General features: G+C 58.6%; 16 protein-coding genes. 6 read left to right on the top strand and 10 right to left on the bottom strand.

Going from position 1 to position 17796, the window contains the following annotated elements; all coding sequences use genetic code 11:
• Window positions 1-116: 116 nt before the first annotated feature.
• The 4 genes from rsmJ to AC6I8P_RS01075 all read right to left on the bottom strand — a co-directional run bounded on the left by rsmJ (window position 117) and on the right by AC6I8P_RS01075 (window position 5465).
• Complete coding sequence (rsmJ, locus tag AC6I8P_RS01090) at window positions 117-866, bottom strand: 16S rRNA (guanine(1516)-N(2))-methyltransferase RsmJ (RefSeq protein WP_498030913.1); 750 nt, start codon at window positions 864-866, stop codon at window positions 117-119.
• Between the two features lie 8 nt (window positions 867-874).
• Window positions 875-2917, bottom strand: coding sequence for an oligopeptidase A (prlC, locus tag AC6I8P_RS01085; RefSeq protein ID WP_104189813.1), 2043 nt, complete (start codon window positions 2915-2917; stop codon window positions 875-877).
• 216 nt (window positions 2918-3133) lie between these two features.
• Window positions 3134-4882 (bottom strand): hypothetical protein, encoded by a 1749-nt coding sequence (locus tag AC6I8P_RS01080; protein WP_498030912.1) that lies wholly within the window; start codon window positions 4880-4882, stop codon window positions 3134-3136.
• Window positions 4883-5015: 133 nt separating this feature from the next.
• On the bottom strand, window positions 5016-5465 hold the full coding sequence (locus tag AC6I8P_RS01075; RefSeq protein WP_021508101.1) for a YuaE family lipoprotein: 450 nt from the start codon (window positions 5463-5465) through the stop codon (window positions 5016-5018).
• A gap of 336 nt (window positions 5466-5801) precedes the next feature.
• Here AC6I8P_RS01075 and AC6I8P_RS01070 point away from each other — a divergent pair, with 336 nt between their 5' ends.
• The gene (locus AC6I8P_RS01070) at window positions 5802-6644 is read left to right on the top strand and encodes a 23S rRNA (adenine(2030)-N(6))-methyltransferase RlmJ (RefSeq protein WP_021508100.1); all 843 of its coding nucleotides are present in this window, start codon (window positions 5802-5804) and stop codon (window positions 6642-6644) included.
• A 3-nt stretch (window positions 6645-6647) separates the two neighbouring features.
• Here AC6I8P_RS01070 and rnz read toward each other — a convergent pair whose 3' ends face one another.
• Window positions 6648-7559: a ribonuclease Z gene (gene rnz, locus AC6I8P_RS01065; RefSeq protein ID WP_058770934.1), complete on the bottom strand. Its 912-nt coding sequence runs from the start codon at window positions 7557-7559 to the stop codon at window positions 6648-6650.
• A gap of 130 nt (window positions 7560-7689) precedes the next feature.
• On the opposite strand from rnz, the gene gorA reads away from it, so the two are divergent.
• The 3 genes from gorA (at window position 7690) to AC6I8P_RS01050 (ending at window position 10990) form a co-directional block, all read left to right on the top strand.
• Window positions 7690-9042: a glutathione-disulfide reductase gene (gene gorA, locus AC6I8P_RS01060; protein WP_498030911.1), complete on the top strand. Its 1353-nt coding sequence runs from the start codon at window positions 7690-7692 to the stop codon at window positions 9040-9042.
• Window positions 9043-9183: 141 nt separating this feature from the next.
• Window positions 9184-10116: a nucleoside recognition family protein gene (locus AC6I8P_RS01055; RefSeq protein WP_215480675.1), complete on the top strand. Its 933-nt coding sequence runs from the start codon at window positions 9184-9186 to the stop codon at window positions 10114-10116.
• A 70-nt stretch (window positions 10117-10186) separates the two neighbouring features.
• On the top strand, window positions 10187-10990 hold the full coding sequence (locus AC6I8P_RS01050; protein ID WP_215480676.1) for an acyltransferase: 804 nt from the start codon (window positions 10187-10189) through the stop codon (window positions 10988-10990).
• 95 nt (window positions 10991-11085) lie between these two features.
• On the opposite strand, the gene AC6I8P_RS01045 is transcribed toward AC6I8P_RS01050, so the two are convergent.
• Entirely contained in the window at window positions 11086-11907 is an 822-nt protein-coding gene (locus tag AC6I8P_RS01045) for an SDR family oxidoreductase (RefSeq protein WP_264240947.1), read from the bottom strand.
• A gap of 95 nt (window positions 11908-12002) precedes the next feature.
• Between AC6I8P_RS01045 and AC6I8P_RS01040 the strand changes: the two genes are divergently transcribed.
• Window positions 12003-12905 (top strand): LysR substrate-binding domain-containing protein, encoded by a 903-nt coding sequence (locus AC6I8P_RS01040; RefSeq protein WP_262256841.1) that lies wholly within the window; start codon window positions 12003-12005, stop codon window positions 12903-12905.
• Window position 12906: 1 nt separating this feature from the next.
• Here AC6I8P_RS01040 and AC6I8P_RS01035 read toward each other — a convergent pair whose 3' ends face one another.
• Window positions 12907-13548, bottom strand: coding sequence for a hydrolase (locus tag AC6I8P_RS01035; protein WP_021508093.1), 642 nt, complete (start codon window positions 13546-13548; stop codon window positions 12907-12909).
• 253 nt (window positions 13549-13801) lie between these two features.
• On the opposite strand from AC6I8P_RS01035, the gene AC6I8P_RS01030 reads away from it, so the two are divergent.
• The gene (locus tag AC6I8P_RS01030; protein WP_150360782.1) at window positions 13802-14719 is read left to right on the top strand and encodes a bestrophin family protein; all 918 of its coding nucleotides are present in this window, start codon (window positions 13802-13804) and stop codon (window positions 14717-14719) included.
• Between the two features lie 281 nt (window positions 14720-15000).
• Here AC6I8P_RS01030 and AC6I8P_RS01025 read toward each other — a convergent pair whose 3' ends face one another.
• From AC6I8P_RS01025 to AC6I8P_RS01015, 3 genes are all read right to left on the bottom strand, one after another.
• Window positions 15001-15897: an alpha/beta hydrolase gene (locus AC6I8P_RS01025; protein ID WP_262265131.1), complete on the bottom strand. Its 897-nt coding sequence runs from the start codon at window positions 15895-15897 to the stop codon at window positions 15001-15003.
• Window positions 15898-16058: 161 nt separating this feature from the next.
• Complete coding sequence (locus AC6I8P_RS01020) at window positions 16059-16406, bottom strand: hypothetical protein (RefSeq protein WP_021507870.1); 348 nt, start codon at window positions 16404-16406, stop codon at window positions 16059-16061.
• Window positions 16407-16432: 26 nt separating this feature from the next.
• Entirely contained in the window at window positions 16433-17782 is a 1350-nt protein-coding gene (locus tag AC6I8P_RS01015) for a cation:proton antiporter (protein ID WP_159378010.1), read from the bottom strand.
• Between the last annotated feature and the right edge of the window lie 14 nt (window positions 17783-17796).

Below are 17796 nucleotides of genomic sequence, written 5' to 3'. Positions count from 1 at the left end.
GAGTTTTAACCAGTTAACTTATGGCTATGCACAATCCACGTTATGCATCGTCATGATATGAAATTATATGGCTTGCAGCGACGCGATGATTCACGCCGCTAAGCCATAGTGACTGCTTACGACAACGGCGGATAAATATCGAAACGGTGGCTTTTGGTCACCACCGCCGATTGAGTGGCGACGCCGGCCAGCGGCGGTGCGTAATCCGGGCGCTTCACCACGATGCGCTTCTTCGCCAGACGGCGCGCCGGTTCGAGCAGCGCATCGGCATCCTCGTCCGGCCCCACCAGCGACTGAAACACCCGCATCTCCTTCTTCACCAGCGCGCTTTTCTGCCGGTGTGGATACATCGGATCGAGATACACCACGTCCGGTGCCGGCGTGATGTCACTCAGCGCCTGCTGGCTGACCACATGCAGCAGCGTCAGGCGCTCGCGCAGCCAGCCGCCGATCTCCGGATCGTCATAGCCACGGCGCAAGCCATCTTCCAGCAGTGCCGCGACCACCGGATGGCGCTCCAGCATGCGCACGCGGCAGCCCAGCGCGGCCAGCACAAAGGCATCACGTCCCAGCCCCGCCGTCGCATCCACCACGTCGGGCAGATAATCCCCTTTGATGCCCACCGCTTTCGCCACCGCTTCGCCGCGTCCGCCGCCAAATTTGCGCCGGTGCGCCATCGCGCCGGAAACGAAATCGACAAAGATGCCGCCAAGCTTTGGCTCATCGACTTTACGCAGCTCCAGATGCTGCGCTGTCAGCGCCAGCGCCAGCGTGGCGCTGTCGTCCTGCTCCAGCCCCCAGCGCTGCGCCAAATGTAATAAGGCGCCGTCTCCGGCGCCTGTTTCATCCACTAAACCGATCTTCACAAGCAGGCTTATCCCTGAATTCCGTAGTGTTCCAGCATCGCATCCAGCTGCGGTTCACGGCCGCGGAAGCGTTTGAACAGCTCCATCGGCTCTTCGGAACCGCCGCGCGTCAGGATGTTGTCGAGGAACGACTGACCGGTCTGACGGTTGAAGATGCCCTCTTCTTCGAAGCGCGAATAGGCATCGGCAGCCAGAACGTCGGCCCACAGATAGCTGTAGTAACCCGCCGCGTAGCCACCGGCAAACACGTGGCTGAAGGCGTGCGGGAAGCGGCCCCACTCCGGGCTCGGCACCACGGCAACCTGCTTTTTCACTTCACGCAGGGTTTCGAGGATTTGCGCGCCCTGCGCCGGATCAAACTCGGTGTGCAGACGGAAATCGAACAGGCCGAACTCCAGCTGACGCAGAATGAACAGCGCCGCCTGATAGTTCTTCGCGGCCAGCATTTTATCCAGCAGCGCTTTCGGCAGCGGCTCACCGGTTTCGTAATGGCCGGAGATGAACGCCAGCGCTTCCGGCTCCCAGCACCAGTTCTCCATAAACTGGCTCGGCAGCTCGACCGCATCCCACGGCACGCCGTTGATGCCAGATACGCCCGGCGCTTCGATGCGCGTCAGCATGTGGTGCAGGCCGTGGCCGAACTCGTGGAACAGCGTGGTCACTTCATCGTGAGTGAACAGCGCCGGTTTGCCCTGAACCGGACGGTTGAAGTTACAGGTCAGGTACGCCACCGGCTTCTGCAGACTGCCATCGGCTTTGCGCATCTGCCCGACGCAGTCATCCATCCACGCGCCGCCGCGCTTGTGCTCGCGCGCGTAAAGGTCGAGGTAGAAGCTGCCACGCAGCTCGCCGCTCTCGTCGTACAGGTCGAAGAAACGCACGTCCGGATGGTAAACATCCACGTCGGTACGCTCTTTGGCGGTGATGCCATAAATACGCTTCACCACTTCAAACAGACCGTTCACCGCGCGTGATTCCGGGAAGTACGGACGCAGCTGTTCGTCGCTGATGGTATACAGATGCTGTTTCTGCTTCTCGCCGTAATAGGTGAGATCCCACGGATTCATGTCATCCACGCCAAACTCTTTTTTGGCGAAGGCACGCAGCTGCGCCAGCTCTTTTTCACCCTGCGGGCGCGCGCGTTTGGCGAGGTCGTTCAGGAAGTCGATCACCTGAGACGGGCTTTCCGCCATTTTGGTCGCCAGCGATTTGTCGGCGAATGAGTCAAAGCCCAGTAGCTCGGCCAGCTCGTGGCGCAGCGCCAGCTCTTCCGCCATGATTGGGCCGTTGTCCCATTTACCGGCGTTCGGGCCCTGATCGGAGGCACGGGTGGAATAGGCGCGATACATCTCTTCACGCAGCGCGGCGTTGTCGCAGTAGGTCATCACCGGCAGATAGCTCGGGATATCCAGCGTCAGCAGCCAGCCTTCCTGCTGTTTGGCTTCCGCCTGCGCTTTGGCCGCAGCCAGTGCGCTCTCCGGCATGCCCGCCAGCTCGGCTTCGTCGGTGATCAGTTTGCTCCAGCCCATGGTGGCGTCCAGCACGTTGTTGCTGTAAGCCGATCCCAGTTCGGAGAGGCGCGCGGCGATCTCGCCATAGCGTTTCTGTTTCTGTTTATCGAGGCCGATACCGGACAGCTCAAAGTCGCGCAGGCTGTTATCCACCGCTTTCTTCTGCGCGGTATCCAGCTGCGCGTAGCTCTCGCCCTCACGCAGGTTGCGATACGCCTGATACAGGCCTTCGTGCTGGCCCACCCAGGTGCTGTATTCGGACAGCAGCGGCAGCGTCTGCTCGTAGGCTTCGCGCAGTTCCGGGCTGTTTTTTACCGAGTTGAGATGGCTGACCGGCGAGAAGATGCGGCCCAGGCGATCGTCCACTTCTGCCAGCGGCTGGACTAAATTTTCCCAGGTGTAAGGCGCGCCCTGCGCCACTACGCGCTCCACCGCTGCGCGACAGTCGTTCAGCGCTTCAGTTACAGCGGGAACCACGTGCTCAGGTTTGATGGCGGAAAAAGGCGGTAGCGTAAAAGGCGTGAGTAACGGATTGGTCATAAGCGCAGTCCTTTCATCATGGAGTGGGGCCGCGCGCAGGGGCGCGGCGCAATTTTACTAACATGCGGCCAGACGAGGGGAAAATCAATGCCACCCGCAAGGGCAGAGAGAAAAACGCGCGATGAATCGCGCCGCTACAATAAGTGCACGTATCAGTAGCGACGCGATTTATCGCGCATTGTTGAAAAAAAAGCCCGCCAGACGGCGGGCCAGAGGTTATTTGATGGTCAGCTGATAATGGATCACATCATACGGCGCGACCCACGGTGGCAGCGGCTCGCGCTCGTAAATATCTTTCGCCAGCGCCCAGCCTTCCACTGCGCCGCCTTTACCGGTCAGTGACATGCCCTCCTGCAACAGTGGCGGCAGGCTGTCGTTGAACGGCACCTGATCGTGCGAAAAATCATTGATTACCTTGCCGCTCAGGGTGGTAACGCGGACGCTGACCGCCGCCTGCTGGTCCGGCAGCAGTTTGCCTTTCACGCTTTTCACCGCAAACCACTGCATGCCGAGATCTTTCTTCAGCGCTTTACGCTTCGCCACTTTCTTGTCCAGCTGCGCGTAACCTTTTTCAATCAGTGCGTTCAGTCCTTTGCCAATGGAGGCCTGCATGGTGGCGTAACGGCGCGCCATCTCTTCGCCATCAAGCAGCGAATCACCGCTTTGCAACTGGGTGGTTAAGCCGGCAATCAGCTGATCCATACTGATGCTGAGGCCGATGTCTTTGACCATCTGCAGCTGCACCACCGCATTGCTGGCGATGAACTGACCCAGCGTATAACCATCGCGTTCGGCATCGCTTTTCGGGGCAGAAAGTTTCGGCGCGGCGGCCGGTTGCTGCTTCGCTGCCTCCAGTTCCCGCGTCAGCTGCGCCAGGTTGTGCGCCTGCTGCTGTTTTTCGCTATCCAGCGCGGCGAGTTGTTTTTCACGCTCGGCCTGCTGCGTCTGCAGGGCGGTGAGCTTCTTCTCGCTTTCCGTCTGCTGTGACTGTAACGCTTTCAGCTGTTTGTCGCTTGCAGTCTGCTGCGCGGCCAGTTTTTGGGCGCTCTCAGCCTGTTGTGCGCTGAGCTGCTGTTTGCTTTCAGCCTGTAATGCCGCCAGCTTTTTATCGCTTTCCGCCTGCTGGGCGCTGAGCTGCTTTTTGCTCTCAGCCTGCAGCGCCGCCAGCGCCTTCTCGTTTTCTGCCTGTAGCGCCGCCAGCTTTTTGTCGCTTGCCGCCTGCTGGGCGCTGAGCTGTTTTTTGCTCTCAGCCTGCAGTGCCGCCAGCGTTTTCTCGTTTTCGGCTTTCAGCGCTTTCAGCGCCTGCTGCAGCGTGGCGATATTTTTCTCCTGCTGCTGCTTCTCCGCGCTGAGCGCTGCCAGCTTTTTGTCGTTCCCGGCCTGCTGGGCGCTGAGCTGCTGTTTGCTTTCAGCCTGCAGCGCCGCCAGCGCCTTGTCGTTTTCCCCTTTCAGCGCTTTAAGCGCATCGGCGCTCTGGGTGGCCGCCGCGCGCGCGTCACTGAGCTGTTTCGTCAGCTGGGCGCTGCCGGCGCTTTGCTGCTGCTGTGCCTCTTTCAGCGCCTGCTGCAGCGTGGCGATGTTTTTCTCCTGCTGCTGCTTCTCCGCGCTGAGCGCTGCCAGTTTTTTGTCGCTGGCAGCCAGCTGCGCCTTTAACGCATCGTCCGCTTTCACCGCAGGTGCCGCAGACAGCTTTTCGAGTTCCGCCACGCGGAGGCGCAGACGCGTCAGTTCCGCACTGTGATCGGGCGCTGTTGCGGCTTTTTTCTCTGCCTTGCTGACGGTTTTCGCCGCCGGTTTTGCGGCCGGTTTTGCAGGTGGCTGTGGTTTTGCTGCCGGTGCCGGCGGCAGGGTGCGCGCTGCTTCGCTGAACGCGCGCAGCATGTCATCATCAGCCGCTGAAGCGGCCTGTCCGGGTAGCAGTAAGGCCGCGCTAATCAGCACCGCCAGCAGATGACGCTGTGTCATCAAAACCTCCAGTCGCGGCTCCTTGCCGCTAAGAAAACAAAAGGCCTCATCTCAATATGTTAATTGAGATGAAGCCATCCACCGCGCGAGGTTGTCGCGCTGTTAAAAAAGGGGTCGGCTTACGCCGTTATTGTTAACCGGCCTGGCGAATAATCAGCTGTGACAGACGGGTTTTAATGCGGAAGCATAGTTCACGGATCTGGAACTGATAGCGCGGCATGACTAAATCGTTAATATCTGCGCCAATCGAATCTTTAATCTGCAGATATTTGTTGGTCTGCGCGCCAATTTTCTGGAACTCCGCCTGGTAGCTGTCATAAGACGCCTGGCTGTAGAGGCGCATCGCATCCAGCTCTTTACGGCACTGCTGAATATTGCTGGCGCGATCGTCAGCGAACGAGGCAGCGGCCGGCTGGGCTGGCGCTTCGGTTACAAACGGCTGGCCGTCAGGCCGTGCAGCGGATTCAGCCATCGGCTGAGCGTCGGCGGCGGGCGGCGTTACCAGGCTATGAACAGGCTGTTGTTTCGCGCAGCCGGCCAGTGCCAGCAGGCTTGCCACCGCGATACCAGTCATTTTTTTCATTATTGTCACCAGGAGTTATTAAGGATGCTTGAAGCAAAAAATTATACGGCCATGGCCGAAAAGTTTCCTTGCCAGAGACGCATTCCTGGCATTTCGCTCGCGACCGCTTCGTTTTCGGCTACTAACTTACTTAATCTGCGGTAAAATTTCGAGAGTCGAATTATCCCTGAGTGAAATTAGTTCTCTACCAGACCGGTCGCATTCCGCTAAAGCGACCCGCGCGCTGAAAACTTAAGCGGATGGTAAAACGTCAGCAATTTTTATGCGGCGCGGCTATAATCGCGCCACACACGATCTATTCGACTTCATTGATCCAACCGCGGACCCCTCTTTTTTATGCTGAGTTATCGCCACAGTTTTCATGCCGGCAACCACGCCGACGTGCTGAAACACACCGTTGAAAGCCTGATTCTCACCGCCCTGATGGAGAAGGAGAAACCTTTCCTCTATCTGGACACCCACGCCGGTGCCGGACGTTACCAGCTGAGCGGTGAGCACGCCGAACGTACCGGCGAATATCTGGAAGGCATTGCGCGTATCTGGCAACAGCCGGACGCACCGGCGCTGCTGAAGCCCTATCTGGCGGCGATTCGCAACCTCAACCCAACCGGCACGCTGCGCTATTACCCTGGCTCGCCGCTGATCGCCCGCCATCTGCTGCGCGACGAGGATAAGCTGCAGCTCACCGAACTGCATCCGACCGATTACCCGCTGCTGCGCAGTGAGTTCAGTAAAGATGCGCGCGCCCGCGTTGAACGCGCGGATGGCTATCAGCAGCTGAAGGCCAAACTGCCGCCACCGACCCGTCGCGGCCTGATCCTTATCGACCCGCCGTACGAAATGAAAAGCGATTATCAGGATGTGGTGAAAGGCATTCAGGAAGGTCACAAACGTTTCGCCACCGGCGTCTATGCACTGTGGTATCCGGTGGTGTTGCGCCAGCAGATCAAGCACATGCTGAAGGATCTGGAAGCCACCGGCATCCGCAATATTCTGCAGATCGAGCTGGCAGTGCGTCCGGACAGCGATCAGCGCGGCATGACCGCGTCCGGGATGATTGTCATCAACCCGCCGTGGAAGCTGAAAGCGCAGATGGAAGAGCTGCTGCCGTGGCTGCACCAGAAACTGGTGCCCGCCGGCACCGGTCACTACAGCGTGACGCAAATCGTGCCGGAATAAGCGCTACACCTCAAATATCGCAAAATCATGCGCCAGTTCGGTGGCCGGAAACACCGACTGGCACTCAGCCAGTAGCCTTTCCCGATCCTGTGACAAATAGCGCGAGCTAAAGTGCGTAGCGATCATGCGTTTTGCGCCAGCGCGCTGTGCCACGCTGGCCGCCTGCACCGTAGTGGAGTGGCCGCGCCCGTTGGCTTTTTCCGCCATCGCCGCTTCAAGCGTGGTTTCATGCACCATCACATCGGCGTTCGCCGCCAGCTGCAACGCCACCTCGGTAGGGCCGGTATCGCCGAAGATCGCCAGCACTTTGCCTTTGGTGGCCGGGCCAAGATAGTCGGCACCGTTGATCTCGCGGCCATCTTCCAGCGTGATGCGTTTGCCCTGTTTCAGGTCCTGATACCACGGGCCGCGCGGCACGCCTTCCGCCTTCAGGCGCGGTGCGTCAAGGAAGCCCGGCTTATCATGCTGTTCGATGCGGTAGCCATAGCACTCGACCACGTGGTTTAGCGCATAAGCAGTGACGCGAAACTCACCGTCATCCAGCACCGGACCGGCTTCGATCTCGACAATCTCCAGCGGATAGCCGGTATAAGAGCCACTCAGGCTGAGCGCAGTGTCGACAAACTGGCGCAACCCTTTCGGACCGTACAGCGTCATCGGTTCGGTCAGGCCCGCCATCGAACGGCTGGTGAGCAGACCCGGCAGGCCAAAGATGTGATCGCCATGCAAATGGGTAATAAAGATTTTTTCCAGCTTGCCGGGCTTAAGCGCCGATCGCATAAACTGATGCTGCGTCGCTTCGCCACAGTCGAACAGCCAGGTCTCGCCGCGTTTCGACAGCGTCAGCGCAATGGCGGTGACGTTACGCTGCAGGCTGGGCGCGCCCGCGCCGGTACCAAGAAATGTCAGGTGCATGATAAGTTCCTTTGAGCCAACCCTTTGCCGGCATTCAACCCTATTACATACATAGGTGCAAACTTTGCGCCGGTAACTGAAGCGGCGTTACACTCTATGCCAGTTTTCCTCCAACAGATGGACACAACGGATGACCAGACATTTTGATTACCTCGCCATTGGCGGCGGCAGCGGCGGTATCGCCTCCATTAACCGTGCGGCGATGTATGGCCAGAAGTGCGCGCTGATCGAAGCGAAAGAGCTGGGCGGCACCTGCGTCAACGTCGGCTGTGTACCGAAGAAAGTGATGTGGCACGCCGCGCAAATCGCCGAAGCGATTCACCTGTACGGTCCGGATTACGGCTTTGATACCACCGTTAATCGCTTTGACTGGTCAACGCTGGTGAAAAATCGCAGCGCCTACATCGACCGTATCCACACCTCGTACGACAACGTGCTGGGTAAAAACCAGGTGGAAGTGATCAAAGGGTTCGCGCGCTTTGTCGATGCCCACACGGTGGAAGTCAACGGCGAGACCATTACTGCCGACCATATCCTGATCGCCACCGGTGGTCGTCCCAGCCATCCAAAGGTGCCGGGCGCAGAGTACGGCATCGATTCCGACGGCTTCTTTGAGCTGGAGGCGCTGCCAAACCGCGTTGCGGTAGTCGGCGCAGGCTACATTGCGGTAGAGCTGGCCGGCGTGGTGAATGCGCTGGGCGCAGAAACTCACCTGTTTGTGCGTCAGCATGCGCCGCTGCGCAGCTTTGACCCGCTGATTGTTGAGACGCTGGTGGAAGTGATGCAGGCAGAAGGTCCGACGCTGCACACCGAATCGATCCCGAAAGCGGTGATCAGGAATGCTGACGGCAGCCTGACGCTGCAGCTGGAAAACGGCCAGCAGCAGACGGTGGATTGCCTGGTATGGGCAATTGGCCGCGAGCCCGCTACCGATAACCTCAACCTGGCGGTGACCGGTGTGGCGCTGAATGACAAAGGCTACATTCAGGTCGACAAGTTCCAGAACACCAACGTTAAAGGCATCTATGCGGTAGGTGATAACACCGGTGCGGTCGAGCTGACGCCGGTGGCCGTGGCGGCAGGCCGTCGCCTGTCCGAACGCCTGTTTAATAACAAGCCGGACGAGCATCTCGACTACAGCAACGTTCCCACCGTGGTGTTCAGCCATCCGCCGATTGGCACCGTCGGTCTGACCGAACCGCAGGCGCGTGAGCAGTATGGCGACGACCAGGTAAAAGTGTACAAATCGTCGTTCACCGCCATGTATACCGCGGTGACCCAGCACCGTCAGCCGTGCCGCATGAAGCTGGTATGCGTGGGGCCGGAAGAGAAGATTGTGGGTATTCACGGTATCGGCAACGGCATGGATGAGATGCTGCAGGGCTTTGCGGTGGCGCTGAAGATGGGCGCCACCAAAAAAGACTTCGACAACACCGTGGCGATTCACCCGACGGCGGCGGAAGAGTTCGTCACCATGCGCTAACACCGCCTCCGCGCCATCATCGCAGCCCCCGCCTGGGGGCTTTTTTGTTTGCTGACTACTCAACAGCGCGCATACCCGCTATGATTTTTGCTTTGCTGGCCCGGCGGCCAGCGTTTTGCGGTAACGGGATGACGTCAGCGCGTGAATATCATCAGCATAATTATGGAATCGGGCAAAGCCGCGGTCGACGTCGCGCTTTACACCCTGATTCCCATCATGGTGGTGATGCTATTCATCATGAAATACCTCGAAGTGAAAGGCGTGCTGGATTTTGTCGTGCGCCACGCCACGCCGTTACTGAAGCCGCTGGGGATTACCGGCCTGGCGCTGTTCGCACTTATCCAGTTAAATTTTGTCAGCTTTGCCGCACCGCTCGCCGCGCTGGCGATCATGGAGAAGCGCGGCACGTCAGACCGCCACATGGCAGCCACGCTGGCGATGCTGTTTGCGATGGGCCAGGCCAACGCCTTTTATCCGCTGATTCCTGACGGGCTCAACTGGAGCGCCGCGCTGCTGTTCTCCATCAGCGGCGGCGTGCTGGCGGCCGCCTCAACCTATCACTTTTTTGCCCGTAAACTTTCCGACATCGCGCTGCGCGATGAAGATCAGGGCGTGGAGAACAGCGACGCGAAGCCGGGGCTAATCGCCATCATCAACACCTCGGGTGCCGACGCCATTCGCCTTGCGCTCGGTTCGCTGCCGATGCTGATCCTTTCCTTGTCGGTGGTGGGCATCCTGAAGAGTGCCGGCGCCATTGAGCTGCTGACGCAGCTGCTGGCACCGCTGTTACACAAACTGCATATCGCCGAGGTGTATGTGCTGCCCGCGCTGACCAAATGCCTGGCCGGCGGCACCGCCTATTACGGCGTGGTTGCCGGTCTGGTCGAACAGGGGCAGTACAGTGCGCACAACATCAACGCCTCGGCAGGCCTGCTGATTCAGACCTTCGATCTGCCTGGCATCGGCATTTTCCTCGGTCTCTCCAGCCGTTTTCCGCGCCTGTTCCGCTTCGCCGTGCCCGGCATTTTGCTGGGCATTGCGCTGCGCGCCACGGCGCACAGCCTGCTGTTCTGATGCCCAACGCTTAATATTGACGTGATTCAGGCCGCTTTGAAAGCGGCCATCCCGACTCACGTAGCGAAAAATGACAATATTACATCCAGAGCAGCTCAGGCTTATTGAAGGTAACAAATTTCTCGGTAAAGAACCGACACTCATCAATAGCCAGATTAATTTTCATGGTAAGAACAATATTCTGGTATGTGAGGAGGGCGTAGTCCTGCAGGATTCCGTAGTGGATTTTCGGGCGGATAATTCAATCATTTATTTGAGCCAAAGTGCGATACCCTATATCGTTAAAATAATTGCATTCTCAAATTCGGTCTGCTTCATTGGCAGACATAATTACTTCAATGAAAAGTTAACGCTGATTCTCTCAGAAGAAAAAAATATCATCATTGGCAATCATTGTTGTCTCTCCTTTGGTATCTGGATGCGAACCGCCGATCCTCATCTGATATATAACATTGCGGATAATCAGCGCATCAATCATTCCTGTAGCATTTATATCGGCGATCACGTGTGGATCGGACAAAACGCTATAATTTTAAAAGGTTCATCGATCCACTCCGGCAGCGTAATTGGTGCCATGAGTCTGGTGGCGGGGAAAACGATACACTCCAATAGCTGCTGGGGCGGTAACCCAGTGAGAATGCTTAAAGAGAATATTGCCTGGTCCGGAGAAAGCGTTCATCACTGGACAGAAGCGACAACGCGTGCCTGGAACATGTGCGATACCGAACCAATGCAGTTTAACCATGACGACCATGCATTAAATATTGCCGTGATTGAACAGGGGTTTAAAGATGCCCGCACTGTTGTTGATAAATGCCAATATCTATTGAAGCATATCGTTAAAAACGAAAATAAAAATCGTTTTTATGGTTAAGGTAAATATTAGGGCTAACGATGTCAGCCAGTCCGTATTAACCAGCCGCAGACCGCCATTATTAACGGTCTGCGCAACCAGGTTACACGGCAAAGTTACGCATCCGCGCCAAACGCCAGCGCTTTCTGCGTTCGCAGTTCTGCCAGCCGGGCTTCCAGCGCGGCTTCGATGTGCTGATAGGCCGTGCTGCCGAGCGCCAGCCGCAGCGGCATCGTTTCCTGATCCAGCGTCGCCAGCGTGGCCGCCACGCATTTTCCGGCATCACCCAATATAGCAAAGTCACCCGCTTCAATCGCCCGACGGAACTGACCGGATGCGTTATCACGATAGGCGTCGAGCGGCGCGGCGATATCCAGCCCGCTGGCGAAGTTGGTGACGGTCGGGCCCGGCTCCACCAGCAGCAGCTCAATACCAAAGCTGGCCACTTCCTGGCGCACCGCTTCGACAAAACCTTCAATGCCCCATTTGCTGGCGTGATACAGGCTGAAATTGGGATACGCCACCTGGCCGCCCTCAGACGAGATCTGCGCAATGCGGCCCCCGCCCTGCTGGCGCAAATGCGGGATGACGGCGCGAATCAGCTGGATCGATCCGGTGAGATTGGTGGCGATCTGGCGTGCAATCTGCGCATCGCTGAGCTCTTCCGCCGCGCCAAACAGACCGTAAGCGGCGTTGCTTACCACCACATCAATACGCCCGACACGGGCAAAGGCGCTGGCGATGGCCGGTGCGATACTGGCCGTTTCGGCCAGATCCAGCCGCATCACCAGCAGCCGATCGCCATATTGCTGCTGCAAATCTTCCAGCGCCTGCTCGCGGCGCACCGTTGCCACCACGCGATCGCCGCGCTCAAGTAAACGTTCACTCATCAGTCGGCCCAGTCCGCTGCTGGCACCGGTAATTAACCAGGTTTTCATTTTGCGCTCCTCATGTTGAAAACCTGATGATAGATCGCTTTACTGGTGGTCATAATCTCCCCAATCGCACATGACCTGGTGAGGAAATACCACCAATGAAACGCCCTTCATGGCACGAACTGCAGGCGATCAAAACGCTGGGCGAGCAGCGCAGCTTCCGGCGCGCTGCCGAGCTGCTTGGCCTGAAGCGATCTTCGCTCAGCCACCTGGTGAAAACGCTGGAGCACAACCTCGGCGTGCAGCTGTTTCAGCGCACCACACGCAGCGTGTCGCTGACCGACGCCGGTGAGCAGCTATTACAGCGCCTCGCGCCGCTGCTCAATCAGATGGATGAGGTGCTGCACGAGGTCAGCCTGAGCCGCCAGCAGCAGTACGGTACGCTGCGCATCAGCGCCAGCGATGTGGTGATTGGCCTGCTGCTGGATCAGGTAGTGCCCGAGTTCAGCGCGCGCTATCCCGGTATTCAGCTTGATTTCGCCGCTCAGGGCGCGCTGGTGGATATCACCGCTGCCGGGTTTGATGCCGGTATCCGGCTGATTGAAGATGTGCCGCAGGATATGGTGGCTATTGCGCTCGGCGGCCCGCTGACCTTCGTTACCGTGGCCTCGCCCGACTATCTGGCGGTGCACGCGCCGGTGCGTCAGCCGCAGGATTTACTGCAGCAGCAGTGTATTCGTCATCGCCTGCCCGGGGGCAAACGCTATCGCTGGGAGTATCAGAGTGCGGAAGAAAGTCTGGAGATTGACGTGCCGGGTACGCTGACGTTAGACAATAACGCGCTGATGGCACGCGCGGCCATCAACGGTTCAGGGATTGCGTTTGTGCCTTCGCTGTACGTTAGCGAGGCACTGCAGCAGGGGAAATTAGTGGAGCTGCTGGCCGACTGGCGCATTCAGTCGGCGGGAATCGCGCTGTGGTTCCCGCCGAACCGGCATCAGTCGATGGCGCTGCGGCTGTTTATCGACGCATTGAAAACCCGCCTGCCGCACTACCGCTGAATCAGCCCTGACGCTGCGGCGCTTTGTGCACCATGGTGTAGGCGTAGTCGACACCCATGCCGTAGGCACCGCTGTGCTCACGCACCAGATCCATCACCGCATCATAGGTCTCTTTGCGTGACCAGTCGCGCTGGTACTCCAGCAGCACCTGCTGCCAGGTCACCGGCACCGCACCCGCCTGCACCATGCGCTGCACGGAACGTTCGTGCGCATCAACACTGGTGCCGCCGGAGGTATCGGTCACCACATACACTTCGTAACCGGCTTTCAGCGCCATCAGAGCCGGGAAGGTCAGGCACACTTCGGTCCACAGCGCCGAGATGATCAGTTTTTTGCGGCCGGTTTTCTCTACCGCCTCGACAAATTTCGCGTCTTCCCAGGAGTTCATGGAGGTACGCTCAATCGGCTTCGATTCCGGGTGCACCGCCAGCAGTTCTGGCCAGATGTAGCCGCTGAAGCTTTCCGTTTCTACCGAGGTGTAAATCACCGGCACGTCGAAAATTTTCCCCGCTTTCGCCAGGGCGACGGTGTTATTTTTGAGCTGCTGGCGGTCAATATTGGCGACACCAAACGCCATCTGTGGCTGGTGGTCGATGAAGATCAGGGTTGAGTTCTGTGGGTCAAGCAGGTCGAGTTTAGACATGATAGTTTCCTCTAAAGTGGTTTTAAATTTGTGTGTTGTGCTGCTGGAATAAACTTTAGAGAAAGCGCGGACAAAGAGATAACGCAAAGAATTTTACAACTTGTTCAAAGCGTTTTTAGAAGCTTGATTTAAATAGGTTAATTCGCCCAAGCGCAGCGTTTTTGCTGGTTAAACAGCGGCTCACCGGCGTTGATTCTGCGCCTGCGACGGGCGTAATCTGTGGCGACAAAATCATAAAAAACACCATCGCAAAATGATCGTACGTCCTCATCAACACTGGTTTCTCCGGTTGTTTGACTGGCACGGCTCAGTGCTGTCTCGCATTGCGTTCCGCCTGTCGCTTAACCTGCTGATGTCAGTGATCGCCATACTGGGTTATCCCTGGTATTCCACGCTCGGCATTCACCTGACCACCGCACCGTTCAGCCTGATTGGCGTGTCGATTGCCATCTTTCTTGGCTTTCGCAATAACGCCAGCTACGCGCGCTTTATCGAGGCGCGCACGCTGTGGGGCAATATGCACATTACTCAGCGCTCGCTGCTGCGCCAGGTGAAAACGCTGCGCGGACTGCGTGCGGAACAGGTGCAGGAGTTTATCGGGCTGCAGCTGGCATTTAGCTGGAGCCTGAAACACCGGCTGCGTAAAACCGATGCCCAGCCCGATCTGCAGCGGCTGCTGCCGCCCGCGTGGCACGCCGCGGTGCTCGGCCATCCGATGCCGACCTCGCAAATCATGTTATGCATGGGCGAATGGCTGGCGCAGCGGCGTGATGAGGGATTAGTGACGGATATCGTCTGGCAGAGTATTGATGACAACCTCAATCATCTGTCGGCGTATCTGGGTGGCTGCGACCGGCTGGCCAGCACACCGATTCCCTTCGCCTACAGCCTGATTCTGCACCGCACGGTGTATCTGTTCTGCACCCTGCTGCCGTTCGCGCTGGTGGCCGATTTGCACCTGATGACGCCGCTGGTGTCGGTGTTTATTTCGTATACCTTTTTGTCGCTGGAGTCGCTGGCGGAGGAGCTGGAAGATCCGTTCGGCACCGCGCCCAATCACCTGCCGCTGGATGCGCTGTGCGTGAATATCGAACGCAATCTGAAAGCGATGAACAACGATTTCCCGCTGCCGGCAGCGAGCCAGCCGGACCGGTATTTTAATCTGACGTGAACCAGGTGCGCATGAATGCGCACCCTACAAAACAGCGCATCATGCTGCTGCAAGGGCGCCATTCATGGCGACCAAAAAACGGTGACCTGGCGAGCATCCAGGTGCGCATGAATGCGCCCCCTACAAAATAGCGCATCATACTGCTGCAGGGGCGCCATTCATGGCGACCCAAAAAACGGTGACCTGGCGAATATCCAGGTGCGCATGAATGCGCACCCTATAAAACAGCGCGTCACGCTGCTGTAGGGTCGCCATTCATGGCGACCGCAGCCCATCACACCTTATCCCAGCTTATCCAGCCAGCGGACATACGCCTGGTCCCACAGCGCGGCGGGGGTGCCGGCTTTACCGAGGCCAAAGCCGTGGCCGCCGCTGCTCAGTTCAATCAGCTCAACCGGCACGCGCATCCGGCGGCAGGCGTCGCGCATCAGCTCGGTGTTATGAGGGTTGGAGGTATGATCGTCCTCCGCCTGCGCCAGAAAGGTTGGCGGGTAGGCGCGGGTGACGTAATTTTGCACTGACCAGTTGGCTTCCTGGGTCGGCGTGGCGTCATTGCCCACGATCATCTGGTGAGTACGGGTGTGCTGATACGGCGCTTCAAGGGTGATAACCGGGTAAATCAGCCCGACGCTGTCTGCGGATGGCCGGATGTCATCCAGCGAATCCTGCGGTGAATAGGTGACGAAGTCAGGCCGCGCTGCCGCCATGCCGAGCAGATGGCCGCCGGCCGAAAAGCCCAGCAGATGCACCTTGTTTTCCATCGCGCGCACCATGCGAATCGCGCGCTGCGCATCCTGCAGCGGCGCCAGTCTGCCGGCCTGCCACTTTTCACCCGGCAGTCGGTAGCTCAGCACGTAGGCAGTATACCCGTTGGCATTAAGCCAGCGCGCGACCGGCCAGGCTTCGCGCCCCATGCCGATAAAACGGTAGCCACCACCAGCCGCAACGATCACCGCTTCGCCGTTGGGATTCTCCGGACGAAAGCGCTGAATGGCGGGAGAAACGATATTGGTCCATGAACCGTTAGCGCTGACTTTCAGCAGGCCAGACGGACCGCCGCCGCCCGGTGGGTCGTCCGGCCAGAGCGGAATAATATCATCCCGGGCAAACAGTTTGCCCGCCGTCATGGAGAGTACGGTTGCTCCGCTAGCCAACAGAAAACGACGCCGTGTAATCATCTTGCCCAGTAGCCGGTATGGAAAATGCGCCAGCCCGGAGGCGGCGTCTCATTATGTGATGCAGGTCCTGTTTCAATCTGGCGATAATGTACGCATTTCGTACAAAAAAGCCATAAAAAAACGCGCCAGAAAAGGCGCGTATTCACGAAGAGAACGGAAAATTAATCCTGCTGCTGGAATTGAGTCATCACCGTCTGCTCACACTGCTGCTGATCGTGACGCAGCTTCGCCCGCTCTTCTTCGCCCAGCTCCAGCCAGCCGTTGACCACTTCCTGCGCGGTTTCCTCGTTGAAGGAAGGCTTGTTCATGGCCGACGGTGACTGGCTGGCCGCCAGCTGTGACTTCATTTTCTCGGTGTAGCTCTGCATGTCACCGGTTTTCTGCTCCCCGCTAACAATGTGGCACAGCTGGCTGGCATAGATATTCTCCTGCGCGTCGGCATCCGTATCATCCGCCAGCGCGCTGGCGGACAGCGACAGCCCTACCAGGGCGATAAGCAATGCTTTCATAATAAGCTCCCGTTATTTCCAGAAAATCACGTTTCATCTTGCTGCGTGCGTGCCGCCTGCCGGGCAGCACGCCAGTTCAGTAGCGGCGTCACCGTGATGCCGTGCAGCACAATGCTGCACACCACCAGCGTCAGCGCCATGTCCATCATCTGTTCCGCCTGCGGGCCCTGCAGGCCATGCACCCAGGCATAAGCAATATAATTGATACTGCCGATGCCGCGAATCCCCAGCCAGCCAATCAGCATCCGCCGCATAAACGGCATTTCGCAGCGCCAGGTGGTCAGCCATACCGCCAGCGGCCGCACCACCACAAACAGCAGCAACGCCAGGCCGATGCCGGTGAGATTCCAGTGATGCGCCAGCGTGATGCCCAGCACCACCATCATCGCTGCCGCCAGCAGGCGTTCGATAGTATCACCAAACGACAGCGCATCGCCGACCACCAGGCCGACCGATTTTACCGGGCTGCCGCCCTGCTGCTTCAGACGCTGGTTAGGATTGACCAGCACCTCTGCCGGCAGGTAGCGCTTCTCTTCCGGCAGGTCTTCCAGCGGAAAGCGTTTAGTCACGCGCAGCTCGGCGCGGCGTAAGCCGACGCCTGCCGCAAAGGTGGCAAGAAAGCCAGACGCATCCACCGACTGCGCCGCCGCGTAGCTCAGGGCGATCAGCGCCAGCGCGAGGAAATCATTAGGCGCCACGTCGTGATGCGCGCTGCGCAGATGGGTCGCCAGTTGGCCGATCAGCCGGCCGAGCAGATAACCAATCGCCAGCCCGCCGCCAATCGCCCACACCACATCACGCGCTGCCCAGCCGCCCAGCAGCTCGAGACTGAAGGCGCCCGGATGCATCAGCAGCAGCGCCAGCATCAGCAGCGGCAGCGCCGAACCATCGTTCATGCCGGCCTCGCTGGAGAGCGCCACGCGCAGCGCATCGTCATCGCGCGCATCGTTAACAGAGATCAGGCTGGCGAGTACCGGGTCGGTCGGAGCAACAATGGCACCAAACGCCAGCGACAGCGGCCAGCCAAAACCGGTAATCCAGTGAATCAGACAGGCCATGCCGCCGACGGTCAGCAACATCGCCGGGAATGCCAGCCGCAGGCCGACGCGCCACGCGTGCGCGCTCATCGGCAGACGCAGCTTGAGCCCGGTGATAAACAGCGAGGCGGCCATGGTGATTTCGGTGATATGGGCGGCGAGCTCGGCGTGGCCGATAATGTCGATTTGCAGCAGATTAAGCATCCACGGGCCGCACAGAATGCCCGCGAACAGGTAGAGACCAAACGACGTCACCGGCCCCCGGTGAATCCAGCCGGAAGCCAGTGACATCAAAAGTAGCAGACCGCCAGTGAGGGCGGTCCAGGCCAGGAAGTTCATAACGCTCCGTTTTT

This window comes from gamma proteobacterium symbiont of Lampromicra miyakona (assembly GCF_059730895.1).
The sequence above is the reverse complement of the archived record's forward strand: the minus strand, read 5'-3'. Positions and strand labels throughout refer to the sequence as shown.

Excerpts from the sequence above, each read along its gene's own strand:
- AC6I8P_RS01035 (WP_021508093.1), bottom strand. The coding sequence starts at position 13,548 with ATGTCTAAACTCGACCTGCTTGACCCACAGAACTCAACCCTGATCTTC.
- gorA (WP_498030911.1), top strand. The coding sequence starts at position 7,690 with ATGACCAGACATTTTGATTACCTCGCCATTGGCGGCGGCAGCGGCGGT.
- AC6I8P_RS01080 (WP_498030912.1), bottom strand. The coding sequence starts at position 4,882 with ATGACACAGCGTCATCTGCTGGCGGTGCTGATTAGCGCGGCCTTACTG.
- AC6I8P_RS01015 (WP_159378010.1), bottom strand. The coding sequence starts at position 17,782 with ATGAACTTCCTGGCCTGGACCGCCCTCACTGGCGGTCTGCTACTTTTG.
- AC6I8P_RS01020 (WP_021507870.1), bottom strand. The coding sequence starts at position 16,406 with ATGAAAGCATTGCTTATCGCCCTGGTAGGGCTGTCGCTGTCCGCCAGC.
- rnz (WP_058770934.1), bottom strand. The coding sequence starts at position 7,559 with ATGCACCTGACATTTCTTGGTACCGGCGCGGGCGCGCCCAGCCTGCAG.
- AC6I8P_RS01030 (WP_150360782.1), top strand. The coding sequence starts at position 13,802 with ATGATCGTACGTCCTCATCAACACTGGTTTCTCCGGTTGTTTGACTGG.
- AC6I8P_RS01025 (WP_262265131.1), bottom strand. The coding sequence starts at position 15,897 with ATGATTACACGGCGTCGTTTTCTGTTGGCTAGCGGAGCAACCGTACTC.
- AC6I8P_RS01050 (WP_215480676.1), top strand. The coding sequence starts at position 10,187 with ATGACAATATTACATCCAGAGCAGCTCAGGCTTATTGAAGGTAACAAA.
- AC6I8P_RS01045 (WP_264240947.1), bottom strand. The coding sequence starts at position 11,907 with ATGAAAACCTGGTTAATTACCGGTGCCAGCAGCGGACTGGGCCGACTG.
- AC6I8P_RS01040 (WP_262256841.1), top strand. The coding sequence starts at position 12,003 with ATGAAACGCCCTTCATGGCACGAACTGCAGGCGATCAAAACGCTGGGC.
- AC6I8P_RS01070 (WP_021508100.1), top strand. The coding sequence starts at position 5,802 with ATGCTGAGTTATCGCCACAGTTTTCATGCCGGCAACCACGCCGACGTG.
- prlC (WP_104189813.1), bottom strand. The coding sequence starts at position 2,917 with ATGACCAATCCGTTACTCACGCCTTTTACGCTACCGCCTTTTTCCGCC.
- AC6I8P_RS01075 (WP_021508101.1), bottom strand. The coding sequence starts at position 5,465 with ATGAAAAAAATGACTGGTATCGCGGTGGCAAGCCTGCTGGCACTGGCC.